We start from the raw sequence: 17,887 nt of genomic DNA on the forward strand, positions 1-17,887 counted from the left end.
AACAGCAGCAAGCCGGACCAGCCAACGAAGACGAAGCGATCGCGTTTCAGCCAGTCGTCGAGGGCGTCGAACCACCCCCGCTCTGCCTGCGCGCGTCCCATTGCTATGGTCATAGCGCAAATCTCCAAAGATTAAGTTATGAGTACTTAAAGAAAGTACTTTACTAACAAATCAACAGTTCCTATCTAAAAAATGAAAGCAGCAACGTTGAAATGTGAGTAGAGTTTACTTTTCTTTACTATGCATTTCATTATATGAGTAACTTTTTGAAATTTCATCCCCCTGTTGCTGAGAGCTGATCCCCAATTTTCTTAAATCCGGACTCCATGCATCCTGGATGGCCCAGAATCTGGCCTCTAAGAAAATCTAGGCAAAAGCTGTAATTGCCCCGACACCTCACCTAATCCGGAATCTGTCTATAGTTGAGATACTGAAGTCAACTTTCCATTAAATTCTGAATTACATGTTCATCATCGATTTGATTCTGAAAAACACGCCCCTAACGCTGTCCATCCAGCGCAAGTCAAGCGAGGATGCTGAGACTACTTACCGACAGGTCCTGGACGCAATTAAATCTGGGAGTGGTCAAGTGCTGGAATTGTCTTGCGATCGCCAGCCAGATAAAAAGATTGCTGTGCTCAGCAGCGAAATCTCCGGTGTCCAGATTTCGGAAAAATCCGGTGCAGGTTCGGGTAAAACCCCTGGTTTCTTTGCGATCGCTGAATGAACGCAGCTACTCAGCCCGAAACAACGGATGCAGCCGTAGTTGTTGAGCAGCTCGTCTTCAAATGGCCGAAAGGGGATACGGTGCTACAAGGTTGCTCGCTAGCAGTACCTGAAGGCGAATTTTGGATGCTTTTGGGTACCAATGGTAGTGGAAAATCGACCTTGCTGAGATTGCTGGCAGGTCTACTCAGCCCTCAGTCAGGCGAGATTCGCACCGCACAACCTGTGGGTTTTGTGTTTCAAAATCCTGACCATCAGTTGGTAATGCCAACGGTTGGAGCTGATGTTGCCTTCGGCTTAGTAGAAGAAAGGCTTTCGCCGATGCAGGTGCGTCAACGGGTGGAGGAGGCCTTGACCGCGGTTAATTTGTTGGCGTTCCAGCGCCGCCCCATCTATGCCTTGAGTGGTGGACAAAAACAACGGGTTGCCATTGCAGGCGCGATCGCCCGGCATTGTGAAGTGTTGCTACTCGACGAACCAACGGCATTACTCGATCCAGATAGTCAACTGGATTTAGTCATTCAAGTGCAACGCTTGGTCAAAAGTCGAGGGCTAACGGCTTTGTGGGTGACGCATCGTCTAGATGAATTGAATTATTGCGATGGTGCCTTTCTGCTGGACCAAGGCAGCGTGATTGATGCGGGTGAGCCAGAGCGCCTCAAGCAGCGTCTAATGCAAATTCAGGAAGTTGCCTCTGAAAGCAACCGAGTCAGCAATTAGTTTTGCTGGTCAAATATGAATCAATAGTCAGCGGCGATAGGAGTGATTCTGTCGCCGTTTTTGCAACAGAACGCAACAAAAAATGCCATGATTGGCAGTACGGACTATATATTTATGCAAACCTAAAACTTTTTTCAACAATGCCCCGCTCTTTGCTGCAGGCTGTTTTATTAGTGGATGGCTACAACGTAGTCGGAACTTGGCCTGAGCTGAAACAAGCGCGTGATTGTGATGGCTTAGAGGCGGCCAGATGGAAACTGATTGAAGCTTTAACGAACTACAGCGCTTTTCAGGGCTACGACACCCAAGTTGTCTTCGACGCTCAATATCGCGATACCGCCAGTAACTGCGAAATTGTCACCCAAAATTTATCTGTTCACTACACAGATTTTGGTCAGACCGCAGATACTTTTATCGAAAGAGCCTGTGCTTTGTTTCGCCATGATATTCGTAAATTTCATAGTCGGCTGATTGTGGCGACTTCTGATCGGGCTCAACAGTTGACAGTGGTTGGGTATGGAGCCGAATGGATGTCGTCGCAACAGTTAGCTTTTGAGGTAGAGACGGCTGCTCATCGCATCCATCGCAAGCAACGTAACACGCAGCGATCGCCTCAGCGGTTTTTGGCTAATTCCCTCGATCCCGCTGCTCAACAGCGTTTGGCAGAGCTACGCATGGGTGTGAAACCGAAAAAATTCAGAAAATACTAAATTTCCCCAAAAAAAGTTTTCAAAAGGGGTTGCAAAGGTAGGACGAGTCTGGTTATTATAGGTTTCGCGCGCTGAAACGTTCCTCAGTAGCTCAGTGGTAGAGCGGTCGGCTGTTAACCGATTGGTCGCAGGTTCGAGTCCTGCCTGGGGAGTTTAATCAAAGATAGGACATATATTAGGTGAGACCTGAGCCTGACAAAGATTGGTCTAAGTTCTGGTGGTTGAAACCGGATGTTACCTTTCTGAATCATGGGGCCTTTGGGGCTTGTCCTAAACCAGTCCTAGAAGTCCAACAGCAATTTCGCTTGCGCTTGGAGCAGCAGCCGCTACGGTTCCTGGCTCAAGATCTAGAAGGTTTATTGGATTCGGCTCGGCAGGTATTAGCTGAGTTTGTTGGCGCAGATCCATTAGATTTGGTGTTTGTACCGAATGCTACGACAGGCATCAACACAGTTTTGCGATCGCTTCATTTCACGCCTGACGATGAGCTGCTAACGACAAACCATGAGTACAATGCTTGCCGTAATGCCTTAGATTTTGTCGCGGCTCGTTCTGGCGCTCAGGTAGTAGTGGCGGAAATTCCTTTGCCCATCCAATCGCCGCAGCAAGTGATTGAAGCAGTTGTTGCTAAGATTTCGCCTAAAACTCGGCTAGCGCTACTAGATCATGTCACCAGTCAAACAGGCTTGGTGATGCCAATTCAGGCGTTAGTCAGAGAATTGAGCCAACGGGGGATTGATACTCTCATAGACGGGGCGCATGCGCCAGGAACCATACCACTGAGCTTGCCTACGATTGGGGCTACGTACTATACCGGAAATTGCCATAAATGGTTGTGTGCGCCCAAGGGAGCCGCATTTCTCTATGTACAGCGCGATCGCCAAGCCCAGATTCGCCCTTTGACCATCAGTCACGGAGCCAACTCTCCCCGCACCGATCGCTCACGATTTCGTTTGGAGTTTGACTGGCCTGGTACCTACGATCCCAGTGCTTATCTGTCTGTACCTACAGCGATCGAATTCCTGGGGGGATTGCTGCCTGGAGGATGGCCAGAATTGATGGCGAGCAATCGTGCCAAGGCTCTAGCAGCTAGAAAGGTTTTGTGTGAAGCCCTAAACGTCTCGCCCCCCTGCCCCGATGAAATGATTGCGGCTTTAGCTGTGGTGCCGCTACCGGATGGCTCTTACCAGGCGTTGCAAATCTCTCTCCTTAACCAATACGGCATCGAAGTGCCCATTGTGCCTTGGCCTGGAGGACAAAAGCGCTTAGTCCGGGTAGCCGCGCAGATTTACAACACAGTGTCGCAATATGAATATTTGGCTCAGGCGCTAGTAAAGTTGCTAGCAGCAGAAGCAGGATAAAAGGACAGCAGCCTTTGGCAAAGGAAAAGTTTAAGAAATAGGTTCTTCGGGCAACTGCAATACGCGACCTCGCCAGGTCCAGCCCCAGCCTGTTTCGGTCTTAATAATTGAGCCAATGGCGATCGCGGCCACTAAAGCACCGCCCACCCCGCTCAGCCACCAATACTGGGTCGAGCTGCCCGAGACTTGGCTACCAATGCGCCGTAGCTGATATTGGAGCGCAATGATGATGAGGGCTAAACCAATATCTATATAAGGGAGCCAAGTGTAAGGGCTACTCCAGGTCTCGTAAAGGGCGATCGCCAGTTCTAGCCAAGGCAGTGAGTAAACCACTAGAACAATCAAAGCCAGATACAGCATCAACCCAACGCTACGGTGCGCTCCTAAATACAAATTCTTGGTCCAACCTTCCCACAAAGCTGCCCAAGAGCGATACATCCGCACTTTGACGATATTGGTACCAATTACATATTGCAGCTTCAGCCCACTTCGTTTGGTCAGTCGAGCCAGCTCCACATCCTCAACGATTTGATTTGCCACTGCTCGATGGCCACCAAGCTGCTCGTAAGCCGTACGACGAAACAACATGAATGGCCCCGCTGCAAATGCTGCTGTCGCGGCTGGATCGTTGACCTCAGCGAAGTTAAAAGCAGCAATGAGTTGGTTAAACATTAAGGGTTGCACCAGCCATTCTGCTAAGCAACCACAGATTAAACCAGGACCACAACTTAACAAGTCAGTCTGCTCTTGAACCGCGGCTTGGAGGGCTGTCTCGATGCCGTTTGGCTGCAAGCGAGTATCAGCATCAATGAATAATAAAAAGTCTCCGCTTGCCTGCTCAACGCCTTGAGTGCAAGCCCAGTTTTTGCCCGCCCACACTTCCCCATTTGGCCGAGGCTGCCCCACTAAAACTTTAAGCCGGGGATCACCCAGACTTAGTTGTAGAGATTGAGCGATCGCAAGCGTATTATCGGAAGATTGGTCATCCACTACCCACAGTTCAAATTGCTCTGGGGTCATCTGAGTGCTGTTTAGCACTGCTGTAACGCAGTCCTGGATGTTTTCTGCCTCGTTATAGGCTGGAATAATCACCGAGAGGCGCGGTAGTTGCTCAGTAGCGATCGCGTCGACTGGTAGAACTGACAGTTTCGGCGCAGCCTTAATTGATTGCCGAAATTTCGATGAAAAAAGAATAATTCCTACCAAAGATAGGAGTAGCAGCGCTGACAATATCAATGTTTTACCTACTTAAAAGGCGCTCACCTATCATTTCATCTTAGTTATCGCGAATTTAAGGAAAATTTAGGATTAAGCCGCGCCGAGCTGAGATATGCAGCTAAATTGTGAAATTCATTCTAAAAATAATTGTTGAGAAGAACTTACATCATCCTTTAGGAAGGATTTAGAATCCTTGCTTATAATCTGTACAGGAATCTTCGCATTCCTCAAGTGGTTCGTATGGAACCTTAAAAAATCACTGTAGAGAAGACTTCTTAATGATGCCCCGGATACTTGTTATTGATGACGATCCTGCAATTTCAGAGCTAGTGGCAGTCAACCTAGAAATGGCTGGGTATGACGTCAGCCAAGCGCCGGATGGCATTAAAGGTCAAGCTATAGCTCTGCAATTGCAGCCAGATTTAATCATGCTGGACCTGATGCTGCCTAAGGTGGACGGGTTTACAGTGTGCCAGCGACTGCGCCGAGATGAACGCACTGCTGATATTCCAGTGCTGATGCTGACTGCTTTGAGCCAAACTCAGGACAAGGTAGAGGGCTTTAATGCAGGGGCCGATGATTACCTGACGAAGCCATTTGAGCTAGAAGAAATGCTGGCAAGGGTGCGGGCCTTGCTCCGTCGGACCGATCGCATTCCCCAAGCTGCTAAGCACAGTGAGATTCTTAACTACGGCCCTCTTACCCTTGTACCGGAGCGGTTTGAAGCGATTTGGTTTGACCACACCGTCAAGTTAACCCATCTAGAATTTGAGCTATTACATTGTTTGTTGCAGCGTCACGGCCAGACGGTTTCTCCCAGCGAAATCCTCAAGGAAGTTTGGGGCTATGACCCAGATGATGACATTGAGACGATTCGGGTGCATGTGAGACATCTGAGAACCAAACTGGAGCCCGACCCTCGGCATCCGCGCTATATCAAAACTGTCTATGGCGCAGGCTATTGCTTAGAGCTACCTGGTAATGAAAAATCAGAAAATTCAGAGGAACTGTTGGTGGAGTAATTCCCCGCAATTCTAAAAATTATTCTGCCACTGATAACAGCTCAGCCTGCGATTGCTTCTCTTCACTCGTTGAATGCAGGCTAGTTGTTTTTTGGCGCGATCGCTCAAACTTGACCGTTAATTATGTACCTCTCTAAAACTCCCACACATGATTGGGATCGTTTAGAGATGTGCGAACAGAGGTTAAGTTAGCCAGATCTTTGAAAGGACAAGATTTCGCAATCTCGACAATTGAGGATAAGGCGATCGCTAGCTGCTCATTATTTTGGTTGGCGATCGCTTGATCTACAACCTCGAACAAAGAACGAAAATTTTCTGCTCGTTCATCAAAGGAGCGATCGAGATAAGCCATGAGCAAATCGCGTTGAGCATGAATTTTAGCGATCGTTGCTTTCTCGTTAGCTTCAATTTCTCTGCGTTTAGTTCTCTCCTCTTCGGTAATTTGAGTGCATTCAGCATAGGCCGATAGAATTTGCTGCAAATATTCAGCAGGGCTAATGATTTGTGTAAACATCTCTGGCACCGTTCGATTTAAGGATATACTTACTGATTTCTTAAGTTGCAGTACTTGGCTTGAATGCTAATACTGCTAGGGTTTAAGTGCCCCTGGCTATCTAAGACGGGTGTCTTCATAATTTCCGCAAGTGCTCTTATTAGCAGTGCAACTTGCTGGAATTTATGGGCATCCCTAGCCGTGTTAAATAATTTGTAAGATTCAAGCTCGTTGAGACCTAAAACAGCTTGATCGTTTAAAGTGCAGACTAACTTGCTTAGCTCATTAATGCGTTGATTTACCTGTCCCATAAATGCTTTTGCAGCATGAATTTTAGCAATAGCAGCATTGGCTTCAGCTTCATACTCTCTAGCCTTGGTTAAAGCCTTTTCTCCTTCACCAGCAAGTACAAAACCGCCAATAAATACGGCTGGGCCAACGGTAATACCTCCTAAAACCAGAGAACCTAGAGCCATTCCACCGCCTCCGGCAGCTAGTGACCCGCCACCTAGCCAAGCCAAAGTTGCGTTCCAAGCGGCAGCTCCACTTAGGCTACCTATGAGAGTTCCAGTGCTGGCCACACCTACAGAGGTAGCTAATCCCATCGCACCTCCATAACCAGCGGCAGCGGCTCCGACTGCCTTTGCACCGCCCTGAAAAAATTGTTGAGCTTCTAAAGCTGCGGTTTTATACTCTTCAATTTGCTGAACAGAAATTTCTAATCCTCCCAAAAATTCCTTATTAGCTTGGGATGCTTGTTGACCACTACGTTCAATAAAGGCGACAAAACGGCCAATCGTTCGCATCATTACATCAAGTTGAAGCTGCCCATACTCTTCCGCAAGCTTATTAGTGGCTTCTCCGTCCTGTTTTAACTGTTCAACTGCAAACTTGTGACGTTTTTGGGCCTTCTCCCCGATTTTACTGGCCTCGCTCATATTGCTAACGCCTTCTGTACCCTTCAAAGCTCCATAAGCCGCAGTCCCTAATGCAACAGCGCCGAGGATAAGGGGAATCATGCTAAGTTCTCCAGAAAGTAAATAAATGCTTTGGTTAGACTGCCCTTGATGAGTAGGACTCTAGCCTGCAAATGATGAGGACGTAATGAATGAGTTGTGAGGATTTCAAGAACATAAAAAAACGATCGCCCAACTATTAAGTCAAGCGATCGCGATTGGAGTAATTGCGAATTGAGAAACTTAGCGCTAAATCAATTAGGGAGCGAGGGCGTTACCGCGCAGCAAGCTACCAATCGTTTTAGCCGTGATTTTGAGTTGTACCAAGGGATTAGCAGGCACAACGGTTTTGTAGAGGTAGCTGTCGAATGTGAGCTTCTGCACATCCATGTCGGCGCACATTTCTACAAACGCTTCACGGGTGGCATCCGAGCGATAGAAGACAGATTGTAAGATGTCCAACACCTTATAGGTGAGGCCGTACATTTTATCCCAACGCTTGATGTACACCTTCAAATCAGCTTCGGTGGGAATTCGCTGACCCTGGTTAGAAAATTCCACAATGGCTTCAGCGCACATCCGAGCGGACTTCGCCGCGAAGTAGATTCCTTCACCCGAAGACTTGGTGACAGTACCCGCAGCATCACCGACCAGAGCCACACGACCCACGACACGGCGAGGTCTGGGGTGCTCAGGAATGGGGTGAGCTTCTACCTTGATGATTTCGCCACCTTCTAGACGCTTAGCAGCACGGGCGCGAATCCCTGCTTGCAGCTTCTTGATGTCAGCTTTGTTCACGTGCATTGTGCCCGTGCCCACCGCTACGTGGTCGTATTTGGGGAAAACCCAAGCGTAGAAATCGGTAGAAACGTCATCACCGACATACATTTCTGCTAGGTCTTGGTAGTAAGCCATTTTGTCTTCCGGCAAGCGAATCCGCTCTTGGAAGGCGATCGCATAGTTGTAGTCTCCTGCGTCAATGGCTTTGGCAATCCGGGAGTTGGCCCCATCTGCCCCGACGACCAAGTCAACTTGCAAAGTCTTAGCAGTGCCTTCTAAGCTGCCATCCGAGTGGTCAGCATAGTGCAGGGTGTAAGGGTCCTTGTTGTTGCCGGGAATCTCAAGTTTATGAACTGTGCCATTGATCAACTTGGCACCAAGCTTTTCAGCGCGATCGCGCATGAAACCATCAAGGACTTCCCGACGGCACATGCCAATGTATTCGCCTTCCTTGAGCGTGCTGCCAATGCTGACCTCAACGTTGGATGGTGAGATCATTTTCATTTTTCTCACCTGCCGATCAATGATGTTGAGGGGCAAGTCAAATTCCTCCACCATGCAGAGGGGAATGGCTCCACCGCAGGGTTTGGCGTTATCTAATTTGCGCTCGAATAAATAAGTTTCGATACCAGCTTTTGCTAATGTCTCAGCAGCGGAAGAACCTGCTGGACCGCCTCCAACAACAGCAACCCTTAGTGCCAAAGGTCTTTCTCCCAATCTCTTCTACGGCTACAAGAGGAGATGGTATCACGGACTTTTTCTCTCCAGCAGACTCAACAGAAGAGATATGACTGAAATGCAACAGACCTTAATATACCGACATGAATTTGGGTGGTTTGACTTATGCCCTGAAGCACTTTGGCAAAAGCACAGTTCGTAACAGACTTATCTGTAATCTGCGGAATTCAAGTACAGAATTTAAGTGAATTAGATACAGTTCATGGTATAAAACTACAGTAATCTCATCGGTGAACCGGGATTTTAAGCGCGACTCATCGCTGATCCTGTCGCTTTCACCCTTCCTAGGTCAGTAGCAATGGGCATTGTAGTCGAAAACGTATCTAAGCAGTTCGGTAGCTTTCAAGCGGTAGATCAGGTGAGCTTGGAAGTAAAAACCGGCTCATTGGTGGCTTTGCTGGGGCCATCAGGGTCAGGCAAGTCCACGCTACTGCGCTTGATAGCAGGGTTAGAAACGCCAGACAGCGGAAAAATTTTGCTAACGGGTAGAGACGCGACTTATCAAAGTGTCCAAGACCGCAATATTGGCTTCGTGTTTCAGCACTATGCCTTGTTCAAGCATCTGACCGTCCGGAAAAATATTGCCTTCTCTTTAGAGATTCGCAAAACTCCCAGGTCAAAGATCACAAATCGGGTGGAAGAACTGCTAGACCTAGTTCAACTCAGAGGGCTAGGCGATCGCTATCCATCTCAACTCTCTGGGGGCCAACGGCAGCGGGTTGCCTTGGCAAGGGCGTTAGCAGTGGAGCCGCAAGTGCTACTGCTAGATGAACCTTTTGGGGCGCTAGATGCCAAGGTACGGAAAGATTTGCGAGCTTGGCTGCGGCGACTGCATGATGAAGTGCATGTGACGACAGTATTTGTTACTCATGACCAAGAAGAGGCAATGGAAGTCTCAGATGAGATTGTGGTGATGAATAAGGGCCGTGTTGAGCAAATGGGCTCACCCGCCGAGATTTACGATCATCCTGCTAGCGCCTTTGTCATGAGTTTTATTGGTCCGGTCAATGTGCTGCCCAGCAGTTCTCGCATTTTCCAAGACAATGGTTTCGACTCAGCTCACCCAGAAGTATTCCTGCGGCCTCAGGATGTGCTGATTGAAACGTCCCCGAATGGCGTGACGGCAGCTGCCAGAGTCAGTCGCTTAATTCACTTGGGTTGGGAAGTTCAAGCCGAGCTGACCTTGGATGATGGCCAAGTGGTGACAGCGCACCTAACACGAGAGCGCTTTAATGAATTAAACCTGGAGCCTGAGCAGCGGGTCTACGTGAAGCCTAAGGAGGCAAAATCGTTCCCCATTTACTACTCCATCTAAATTTTGCGGTTCTAAGGCTTTGAGTTTGCACAAGTAATTGCCCAAGTGATTGCCTAAGTAATTGCTCTGGCCTGAGCTTAAATTCAATCAGTCAAGCTATCCGAAACTTTCCTGATTCACTGTGGCGATCGCGAAGGGATGCAGTGGTGGTCCTCAGTACCTCACCTGATGGTCCTACTTTCGGCTTTAATCTAAGAGGGCTAATAGTGATTGCTACTAGAGAGTGGCAGTGCTAGGGTGCCTATCCTACGCCTCATAACTTGGAATCGTACGCTATGAACTGGTTGAGTTTGTCCGTCCGGCAGTGGCGATCGCTGGGCAAGTTTTTGGGTCTGTTCAGTTTGTGTTGCTTTCTCGCCATCAGTTGTGCTTCTCGACAAGCCACTCAGCCAACTGGTTCTCCTGCGGCCAATAGCACTGGCGATCGTATCGTTTTAGGGACGACTGCCAAAGTGCGGACCCTCGACCCAGCCGATGCTTACGATATTTGGGCGGGCAATTTACTCTACAACCTAGGCGATCGCCTCTACACCTATGAAGCGGGCACAACCAACCTGAAGCCGCAACTGGCAACTGCCCTGCCTCAGGTGAGTGAAGATGGCATGACCTACAAAATTCCTTTGCGGCAAGGCGTGGTTTTCCACGATGGCACCCCTTTTAACGCCGAAGCGATGGCTTTCTCGCTGCGTCGCTTTATTGAGAATGGGGGACAGCCTTCCTTTTTGCTTAGTGACACGGTGGAGTCAGTCACAGCCACAGGAGAAAGTGAGTTAACCATTCAACTGAAGAAGCCCTTTGCTGCTTTTCCCAATTTGTTGGCCTTCTCAGGGACGGTGGCTGTATCCCCAAAAGCTTACGAGGTCGGCCAAGGCAAATTTAAGCCTGCTACTTTTATTGGGACTGGACCTTATAAATTGGCTCAGTACGGCACCGATTCCTTAAAGCTGGATGTATTTGACCAGTATTGGGGTGAAAAACCTGCGAATCAAGGTGTAGATATCCAGAATCTTTCGAGTCCAGCCAATTTATATAACGCCTTTCAGACAGGCTCGGTGGATGTTGCTTACCAAAACCTAGATTTAGATCAGGTCCGGAGTTTACAACAGGGAGCACAGCGATCGGGTTGGCAGGTGATTGAAGGCCGAGGTGATGGCATTTACTACCTAACCTTGAACTTGCAAGACAAACCGCTGGATCAAGCCTTGGTCAGACAAGCGATCGCCGCCCTAATTGATCGCCCGCTTCTGCAACAACGGGTATTTCAAGGCCAGGTGGAGCCGCTTTACAGTTTAATTCCTACCACCTTAGATTCCTACAGCCCTGTGTTTCAACAGGCTTATGGAGATGGCAATATTGCGAAAGTGCAAGAGTTGTTGACAAAGGCGGGGTACTCCAAAGACAAGCCGCTCCAACTAGAACTTTGGTATCGTTCTAACCTGACCAGCAATGAGTTGGTTGCTACCACCCTCAAGGCTTTAGCTGCCCAAAAACTGGGTGGAGCCATGACGATTGACCTAAAAAGTGTAGAGTCGGCGACTGCTTACCAAAACTTGGATAAAGGCGCTTATCCCATGTTTATTTTGGACTGGGCCCCTGACTTTTTAGATGCAGATAACTATATTCAGCCCTTCTTAGCTTGTGCTAAAGGCTCAGAAACCACAGGTTGCCAAGAGGGTGCTAGTAAAGGTCAAGGCTCTTTCTACTACAGCGATCGCATCAATCAACTAATTGACCAAGAGCGTCAAGAACGAAATCCCCAGGCCCGCCAAAAAATCTTTGGAGAAATTCAAGAGCTTTTGGTGAAGGACGTACCCTTTATTCCCCTTTGGCAAAATAAAGAGTACTTATTTGTTCAAAAAGGCATTTCAGGAGCCCGTCTAGAAGCAACCCAAAAAGTTCCGTTTAGCTCCCTTAAAAAAGGATAATTCCGTTAGCTAATTGTTTTACCCTAGTTCAAGCTACTAGCAAGACTAATGGATTGGATACAAACCAAATTCGTCGCGAATTGAGTTTGTTAACAATTGAGATGCTAGTAGCTTGCCTGCTCGCTTGGTACTACGTAGGAAAAAGCTATCAGAATTGTGAGCTTTTCTAGGATTGTTAGGATCGCTTAGATTTTTCTGATAATAAATGTTTTCTCCATTGAAAACATTGTAGATTGCTCCAGAAAATGGTAAAGGATCAATAGGCATATCTCTTTTTTTCATAGATTTCTCTACATTTCTATGCCCAATCCAATAGGCCTGCTCTTTCGTCTCTCCAGAGAACTTTGATGGCTTATAGGCGCTGTATTTAATGATATTTGAAGTACCACATTTAAGATGGAAGCTGCTGCGATTTCGATAGATTAATCGGCTTCCATTTTCATACTCGTAACCTTGATTGATAAACCATCCGTTAGCTTGAGGATTCTGGGTCACAAAGGCTGCCAAGTGTTTGCTCACACAATCATCAGCATCTACAAGCATGGTGTGTGAAGGGTCAAATCTCTCAGCATAGGTCAGCCCAAATGAAACCTTTTGTAGCTTATCTCGAAGTTTGTCATCCAAAACATCCAATCTGGGTGGATCAAAGCTTACTGGCACATATTCAATGCTACTATGGCTAAACTTAATGTCAGGAATCTCATGGCAAGCAATCACCACTTTGAAGTTGGGTGATGTTTGGTTGCAGATTGATTTTATACATCTTTCAAAAAGCTGAGAAACTCTTTCCCACGAATTAGAAACGCTTGAACTTTTGAGAGGAACAACAAAAACAAGCATAAGAACTTAGTTTTCTAAGTGGCATCTCTTAAAACCAGCACCCGGTGTCAGCTTTCTGCTTGTTAACTGTAGTTTTTAGGCAGCGATACTGATTATTAAAGAGCAAACCATTTAAAAAGTTTAGTTGCCCTTGTTACATTCTCGATTTATGTTCAGTATCAACCCACAAAACTCTGGTACCTAGTACTAAATCTCTATGTCTCGCTCGAAAGCGCTGCAATATTACGTTGCTGCTCGTTTGTTTTTAGCTCCTTTGATGCTCTGGACCATCACTACAGTTGTGTTTCTGTTGCTACGGGCTACTCCTGGTGATGCCGTAGATGTGATTTTGGGGCCGAGAGCACCAGAGGCCGCAAAAGTAGCCTTACGGCAACAGTTAGGGTTGGATTTGCCTCTTTGGCAGCAGTATCTCAACTACTTAGGCGATTTGCTACGTCTAGATCTGGGCACTTCGTTAACTGTCCGAGGCCAATCGGTATGGGAAATCATTCAAGCTTATTTCCCCGCCACGGTGGAGTTAGCGGTCTTTAGCATGGCGATCGCGTTGCTAGTTGGCGTTAGCGTTGGCATTCTCTCAGCTTCCAAGCCAGATACTGTGTTTGATGCGGGTGGGCGGTTGTTCGGCATCATTACCTATTCGGTGCCCCTGTTCTGGGCAGGCATGTTGTTGCAACTTATTTTTGCAGTGCAACTCCGTTGGTTTCCGATTGGGAGCCGTTTTCCAATCACGGTACCAGTACCACAAGGGCCAACTGGACTCTACACAGTGGACAGTCTTCTCAGCGGCAACCTCGCGCAGTTTGGAGTTGCGCTTTACTATCTCACTTTGCCTTGCCTCACCTTAGGAATTTTACTCAGTGGTATTTTTGAGCGGATGGTGCGAGTGAATCTCAAGCAAACCCTGAAAGCAGATTATGTAGAAGCTGCCAGAGCTAGGGGGATTTCTGAAGGTAAAGTTTTGTGGTCGCACGCCCTCAAAAATGCCTTGATTCCTGTGATCACGGTCTTAGGATTGACTCTCGCTGCGATGCTAGGGGGTGCCATTTTGACAGAAGTGACGTTCTCTTGGCCAGGGTTAGCCAACCGCTTGTATGAGGCGATCAATCAGCGAGATTATCCTACAGTGCAAGGCATTGTGGTATTTTTTGCGGCGATCGTTGTCTTGGCTAGTATCGCGATCGATCTCTTAAATGCCTATGTTGATCCTCGGATTCGCTACTAGGGTTCGTCTGAGTTAAGAATCTCCCTCAAATGGCTGAACTAAGTCGAATTAGATTTACAACTGAAGTAGGTAGAAACATCATTCTGCCAGGCCGAGACCGCAGTAATTTCACCCTTGCAGCTCGTCCTGTTGCAGGAGGCAAGAGTTTGGCAGTTAAGCGAGATTAGATATAGAGCCAAGCGTTCCTTGGAGGCAAGGAATATGAAACGAGAACTGTTAGCAGCCACTGCATTATTGACAACTTTGTGGATGGCTATGCCAGCCCAAGCTGAAGACCCTGACCATGTTAAGCAACTCCTAAGCACCAAAGTTTGCAGTGGGTGTAATCTCACGGGTGCTGACTTGAGAGGCGCCAATTTGACAGGTGCTCATCTACTAGGCGCTGACCTAAGAGGTGCAAACTTACAAAGGGCATTGCTGAACCGTGCCAATTTGGAAGGGTCTGACCTCACAGGCGCTAATTTGCAAGGAGCTAACTTGGCAGGAGCCTTTGCTAGTGATGCTGTCTTTGACCAAGCCAATTTGAATCTCGCGAACCTTGCCAGTGCTCAGCTCCATCACGCCAACATGCAAGGTGCCACGATTAATGGAGCCAACTTAGCTGGTACGCAGCTCTTTGGCACCAACCTCAACATTGGTGGTGAATAAGGCGAACCTCAATCAGGTTAGTCGTTTGCCAACCCTAGTTCCTCATGCCTTAGCCTTACGGATTCGTTTGTGATTCAGGTTGAGGCTGATTAGCTAGCTCGATTTGCTTAGTGAAATAATCTTGCTGGTGGTTAAGTTGCTGAGCTAGGGTGAGACCTTGCTGGAAGGCCGCAACTGCTTGGGCGTATTCTTTACGAGCTGTGTGAATTTGGCCCAGCTTGTCGTAAGCATTCATTCTGCCGTAGACATTGTAGGACTGGGCTTCTACATCTACTAAAAACCCATAGATATGTAGGGCTTTGTCTAGCTCATTTTGCGCTTGGTAAAGTTCGCCCAAACGTTTCAAAGCTTCGCTGGCATGAGCGAATTGTTGTAGGGATTGGGCTAGAAGATAAGTGGCTTGATAGTTTTCTATGGCTTGATTAAGTTGCCCTAGAGCTTGATAATTGGCAGCGATCGCTAGCTTTAATCTGGGTACTTGAGTGGCATCTTGAGCTTGGTAAAGATTAATCAGTTCTTGCTGAACAACGATCGCGGGCTCTGGTTGTTTGCCTTGTTCGTAGATGTAGGCAAGCTGTTGGAGTAGGCTAGTTTCAGTCAAGGTTCGGCTAGGAGTGGCTCCTGGGAGGGTTCCTCGATTGCGAACCAAAGTCAGGAGTTGTTGATAGGTAGTAGCTGCATTGTTGTAGGAAAACCAGTTGACGTGAAGCTGACCAATAGTATCGAGGGTACTAGCTTCTGCCGCTAAGTCTTGCTGCTGGCGCACGATCGCCAAAGTTTGTTCGTGCACAGTCACAGCTAAATCTTTTGCTCGCAGCTGCTGATAAGCTTGCCCCAGCGATCGCAAAAGTTCCAAATTATTAGAAGATTGAGCTTGCTGTTGAATGGCTTGCAGTCGCTCAGAAATTTGTCTGACATCGGTGGTGCGGTTCTCTTCCCAAGCTATGCTACCCACTCGGTTCAACGCTGCTACTTCTTCCAATAAACCCAACGCTCGTCGCAGGCGTAACTCTCGGTACCAGATTTCAAAAGCGCTTTCCAGTTGTCCTGAGCGGAATTGCGCAGTGGCTTGAGCGTTAAGTTCATCCAAGGCCGTTCTTAGGGTTTGCTGCTCCTGATCCGTCAGAGGGCGATCGCTCGTGGCTGTGGGTAACAAAGGATCGGCAAGTTTCAGCTCTAAAGGATTCGGCGGAAATTCATCAGGCTGGGTTGCTTTCTTGGCGGTGGCACTAGGGGCATAGCTACTCAGACCAAGCACAACTAGAGCTGCAATGATGCTGCCACGCTGCAATAGTTTGGGCGATCGCAGCCATACAGTAAGGCTGGCTAACCGCTTGAGGGAACCGAAGGGTAAAGTCATGGCTGAATTGTGTTGCCGCATCCTAAGTTAAAGCACGCATCTATATAAAGAGCAGAATCTAATTTTGGCCTGAAAGTTTCAGCTTTGGCACTTGATTCAATCCGGAGACAGCTAAATTTAGCGTGGTTAAGTTCAGCTATCTTTAGGTAAGCTGTAGGAATTTTTAACAAAACGCCTTAAAGTGCTGGGATGGCATGGGATAATGGGCACTTATTCGTGCTACAGGTCATGCTATTTCCTGAAGAGTTGAAATTCTTGACACCCTAATCACTGAGGACTACGACTCAAAGACCTGGATAGATAATCCACGAATGCAGATATAGTTACCATCCGTAAAGGTAGTTGTCAGCGCTCTAGGACGGGTGCTTGACTTAAACACTGAAAATTTTGGTTGCACACATACGAGCGTGACGAGTGAGGATAGCGTGAAGATTTTGATTGTTGGCAATGGGGGGCGTGAGCATGCCTTAGCCTGGAAACTCTTGCAATCTGACCGTGTGAAGCAGATTGTTTGTGTTCCCGGAAATGGTGGTACTGCGACCTTAAATCGTTGTCAAAATCTGCCCTTGCAAGTAGAGGACTTTGCGGGGATGGCTCGCTTTGCGCTAGTTCATAATATTTCTCTGGTGGTAGTGGGTCCTGAGCTGCCCTTATCTTTAGGAATTACAGATTATCTACGACAACAAAATATCAAGGTATTTGGGCCGACTCAGGCAGGAGCCCAAATTGAATCGAGTAAAGCTTGGGCCAAAGATTTGATGGCCGAGGCAGGCATTCCAACCGCGCAGGCGGCTGTATTTACGGAAGCAGAACCTGCCCAGGCCTATGTGGCGGCTCAAGGTGCCCCGATTGTGGTCAAGGCAGATGGTTTGGCAGCAGGGAAAGGAGTCACGGTAGCCATGACTGTCGAGGAGGCTCAAGCCGCGATCGCCGCAGCCTTTGATGGTCAGTTTGGCGCGGCGGGTCATCGCGTCGTGATTGAAGAATTTATGACAGGGCAAGAAGTCTCTGTGTTGGCCTTAACCGATGGCTTGACGATTCGGCCCCTGCTCCCGGCGCAAGACCACAAGCGCATTGGCGATGGTGACACTGGAGCGAATACTGGAGGCATGGGAGCCTACGCCCCAGCGCCAATTATGACCCCAGAATTGATGCGCCGAGTTCAGCAAGAAGTTTTGGATCCTGCGATCGCCACCCTACGGCAACGCGGCATTGACTACCGAGGTGTGCTGTATGCAGGGCTGATGATTACCCCTGAGGGCGAAACTAAGGTGGTGGAATTTAATTGCCGCTTTGGTGATCCAGAAACTCAAACGATTCTGCCACTGTTAGAAACTCCCCTAGAAGATCTGCTGATGGCTTGTGCTCAGCAACGCCTGCGAGAGATGCCTCCGATCGCTTGGAAATCCGGTGCTTCGGCCTGTGTCGTGATGGCGGCGGGGGGTTATCCGGGTACCTATCAGAAAGGCCAAGTGATTACTGGAATGGATGATGCCGAAAGCATCGGAGCGGTGGTCTTCCATGCAGGTACCCAACTCAAGCACCAAAAAATCTTGAGTGATGGGGGTCGGGTCTTGGGTGTGACGGCGATTGGGGACACCTTTGATCAAGCGATCGCGAATGCCTACGAAGCGGTAGAGCGAATTCAATTTGAAGGAGCTTACTACCGTCGCGATATCGGGCATCGGGTCCGCACAGCTAGCTCTTCACTGAGCTGATAATTTCCCCAATTTCAGTCTGAGAAATCTGGCTAGAGGGCAGAGCTACCTTGAGAAACAGATCTCCTCAAGGAACATGTATAAAATATAGGTACTTGAGCGCTTCTATTAGAACTGTAGCTGTGAAGACAGGAA

At 48.1% G+C, this 17,887-nt stretch carries 16 protein-coding genes, 1 tRNA gene and 1 pseudogene; 11 read left to right on the top strand and 7 right to left on the bottom strand.

The features are described 5' to 3' along the window. Positions 1-113: pseudogene (locus H6F68_RS22385) on the bottom strand (photosystem II D2 protein (photosystem q(a) protein)); the annotation flags it as partial. A gap of 350 nt (positions 114-463) precedes the next feature. On the opposite strand from H6F68_RS22385, the gene H6F68_RS22390 reads away from it, so the two are divergent. The 5 genes from H6F68_RS22390 (at position 464) to H6F68_RS22410 (ending at position 3,517) form a co-directional block, all read left to right on the top strand. Continuing rightward, positions 464-727, top strand: coding sequence for a hypothetical protein (locus H6F68_RS22390; RefSeq protein WP_190437869.1), 264 nt, complete (start codon positions 464-466; stop codon positions 725-727). After that, positions 724-1,446, top strand: coding sequence for an energy-coupling factor ABC transporter ATP-binding protein (locus H6F68_RS22395; RefSeq protein ID WP_190437872.1), 723 nt, complete (start codon positions 724-726; stop codon positions 1,444-1,446). The genes H6F68_RS22390 and H6F68_RS22395 overlap by 4 nt, the downstream gene beginning before the upstream one ends. Positions 1,447-1,586: 140 nt before the next feature. Further along, positions 1,587-2,156: an NYN domain-containing protein gene (locus H6F68_RS22400; protein WP_190562446.1), complete on the top strand. Its 570-nt coding sequence runs from the start codon at positions 1,587-1,589 to the stop codon at positions 2,154-2,156. Positions 2,157-2,236: 80 nt separating this feature from the next. Further along, a tRNA-Asn gene (locus H6F68_RS22405) sits at positions 2,237-2,308 on the top strand. A gap of 27 nt (positions 2,309-2,335) precedes the next feature. After that, the gene (locus H6F68_RS22410) at positions 2,336-3,517 is read left to right on the top strand and encodes an aminotransferase class V-fold PLP-dependent enzyme (RefSeq protein WP_190562447.1); all 1,182 of its coding nucleotides are present in this window, start codon (positions 2,336-2,338) and stop codon (positions 3,515-3,517) included. Positions 3,518-3,547: 30 nt separating this feature from the next. On the opposite strand, the gene H6F68_RS22415 is transcribed toward H6F68_RS22410, so the two are convergent. Further along, positions 3,548-4,747 (bottom strand): glycosyltransferase family 2 protein, encoded by a 1,200-nt coding sequence (locus H6F68_RS22415; protein WP_242065619.1) that lies wholly within the window; start codon positions 4,745-4,747, stop codon positions 3,548-3,550. A gap of 269 nt (positions 4,748-5,016) precedes the next feature. On the opposite strand from H6F68_RS22415, the gene H6F68_RS22420 reads away from it, so the two are divergent. Further along, a complete protein-coding gene (locus H6F68_RS22420) occupies positions 5,017-5,757 on the top strand; it encodes a response regulator transcription factor (RefSeq protein ID WP_190438593.1) in 741 nt (246 codons plus the stop codon). Positions 5,758-5,890: 133 nt separating this feature from the next. Here the strand turns inward: H6F68_RS22420 and H6F68_RS22425 are convergent, their stop codons facing one another. The 3 genes from H6F68_RS22425 to chlP form a co-directional block, all read right to left on the bottom strand. Beyond that, complete coding sequence (locus tag H6F68_RS22425) at positions 5,891-6,271, bottom strand: hypothetical protein (RefSeq protein WP_190562449.1); 381 nt, start codon at positions 6,269-6,271, stop codon at positions 5,891-5,893. 29 nt (positions 6,272-6,300) lie between these two features. Then, positions 6,301-7,269, bottom strand: a complete 969-nt coding sequence (locus tag H6F68_RS22430) for a hypothetical protein (protein WP_190562450.1) — start codon at positions 7,267-7,269, stop codon at positions 6,301-6,303. Positions 7,270-7,464: 195 nt separating this feature from the next. Continuing rightward, on the bottom strand, positions 7,465-8,688 hold the full coding sequence (gene chlP / locus H6F68_RS22435) for a geranylgeranyl reductase (RefSeq protein WP_190562451.1): 1,224 nt from the start codon (positions 8,686-8,688) through the stop codon (positions 7,465-7,467). Positions 8,689-9,022: 334 nt separating this feature from the next. Between chlP and H6F68_RS22440 the strand changes: the two genes are divergently transcribed. Further along, positions 9,023-10,039, top strand: a complete 1,017-nt coding sequence (locus H6F68_RS22440) for a sulfate/molybdate ABC transporter ATP-binding protein (protein WP_190562452.1) — start codon at positions 9,023-9,025, stop codon at positions 10,037-10,039. Between the two features lie 275 nt (positions 10,040-10,314). Further along, on the top strand, positions 10,315-11,964 hold the full coding sequence (locus H6F68_RS22445; protein WP_190562453.1) for an ABC transporter substrate-binding protein: 1,650 nt from the start codon (positions 10,315-10,317) through the stop codon (positions 11,962-11,964). A gap of 45 nt (positions 11,965-12,009) precedes the next feature. Here the strand turns inward: H6F68_RS22445 and H6F68_RS22450 are convergent, their stop codons facing one another. After that, positions 12,010-12,804: a glycosyltransferase family 2 protein gene (locus H6F68_RS22450; protein ID WP_190562455.1), complete on the bottom strand. Its 795-nt coding sequence runs from the start codon at positions 12,802-12,804 to the stop codon at positions 12,010-12,012. Between the two features lie 196 nt (positions 12,805-13,000). On the opposite strand from H6F68_RS22450, the gene H6F68_RS22455 reads away from it, so the two are divergent. Next, complete coding sequence (locus H6F68_RS22455; protein ID WP_190562457.1) at positions 13,001-14,026, top strand: ABC transporter permease; 1,026 nt, start codon at positions 13,001-13,003, stop codon at positions 14,024-14,026. Between the two features lie 201 nt (positions 14,027-14,227). After that, a complete protein-coding gene (locus tag H6F68_RS22460) occupies positions 14,228-14,674 on the top strand; it encodes a pentapeptide repeat-containing protein (RefSeq protein WP_190562459.1) in 447 nt (148 codons plus the stop codon). Between the two features lie 55 nt (positions 14,675-14,729). Here H6F68_RS22460 and H6F68_RS22465 read toward each other — a convergent pair whose 3' ends face one another. Then, positions 14,730-16,034 (bottom strand): lipopolysaccharide assembly protein LapB, encoded by a 1,305-nt coding sequence (locus tag H6F68_RS22465; protein WP_199300250.1) that lies wholly within the window; start codon positions 16,032-16,034, stop codon positions 14,730-14,732. A 425-nt stretch (positions 16,035-16,459) separates the two neighbouring features. Here H6F68_RS22465 and purD point away from each other — a divergent pair, with 425 nt between their 5' ends. Beyond that, complete coding sequence (purD, locus tag H6F68_RS22470) at positions 16,460-17,752, top strand: phosphoribosylamine--glycine ligase (RefSeq protein WP_190562461.1); 1,293 nt, start codon at positions 16,460-16,462, stop codon at positions 17,750-17,752. Positions 17,753-17,887: the final 135 nt, after the last annotated feature.

Source organism: Trichocoleus sp. FACHB-262, from assembly GCF_014696035.1.
Lineage (GTDB): Bacteria > Cyanobacteriota > Cyanobacteriia > FACHB-46 > FACHB-46 > Trichocoleus.

Excerpts from the sequence above, each read along its gene's own strand:
- H6F68_RS22455 (WP_190562457.1), top strand. The coding sequence starts at position 13,001 with ATGTCTCGCTCGAAAGCGCTGCAATATTACGTTGCTGCTCGTTTGTTT.
- H6F68_RS22440 (WP_190562452.1), top strand. The coding sequence starts at position 9,023 with ATGGGCATTGTAGTCGAAAACGTATCTAAGCAGTTCGGTAGCTTTCAA.
- H6F68_RS22420 (WP_190438593.1), top strand. The coding sequence starts at position 5,017 with ATGCCCCGGATACTTGTTATTGATGACGATCCTGCAATTTCAGAGCTA.
- H6F68_RS22425 (WP_190562449.1), bottom strand. The coding sequence starts at position 6,271 with ATGTTTACACAAATCATTAGCCCTGCTGAATATTTGCAGCAAATTCTA.
- H6F68_RS22400 (WP_190562446.1), top strand. The coding sequence starts at position 1,587 with ATGCCCCGCTCTTTGCTGCAGGCTGTTTTATTAGTGGATGGCTACAAC.
- H6F68_RS22430 (WP_190562450.1), bottom strand. The coding sequence starts at position 7,269 with ATGATTCCCCTTATCCTCGGCGCTGTTGCATTAGGGACTGCGGCTTAT.
- H6F68_RS22460 (WP_190562459.1), top strand. The coding sequence starts at position 14,228 with ATGAAACGAGAACTGTTAGCAGCCACTGCATTATTGACAACTTTGTGG.
- H6F68_RS22450 (WP_190562455.1), bottom strand. The coding sequence starts at position 12,804 with ATGCTTGTTTTTGTTGTTCCTCTCAAAAGTTCAAGCGTTTCTAATTCG.
- H6F68_RS22390 (WP_190437869.1), top strand. The coding sequence starts at position 464 with ATGTTCATCATCGATTTGATTCTGAAAAACACGCCCCTAACGCTGTCC.
- H6F68_RS22395 (WP_190437872.1), top strand. The coding sequence starts at position 724 with ATGAACGCAGCTACTCAGCCCGAAACAACGGATGCAGCCGTAGTTGTT.
- H6F68_RS22465 (WP_199300250.1), bottom strand. The coding sequence starts at position 16,034 with ATGACTTTACCCTTCGGTTCCCTCAAGCGGTTAGCCAGCCTTACTGTA.
- H6F68_RS22445 (WP_190562453.1), top strand. The coding sequence starts at position 10,315 with ATGAACTGGTTGAGTTTGTCCGTCCGGCAGTGGCGATCGCTGGGCAAG.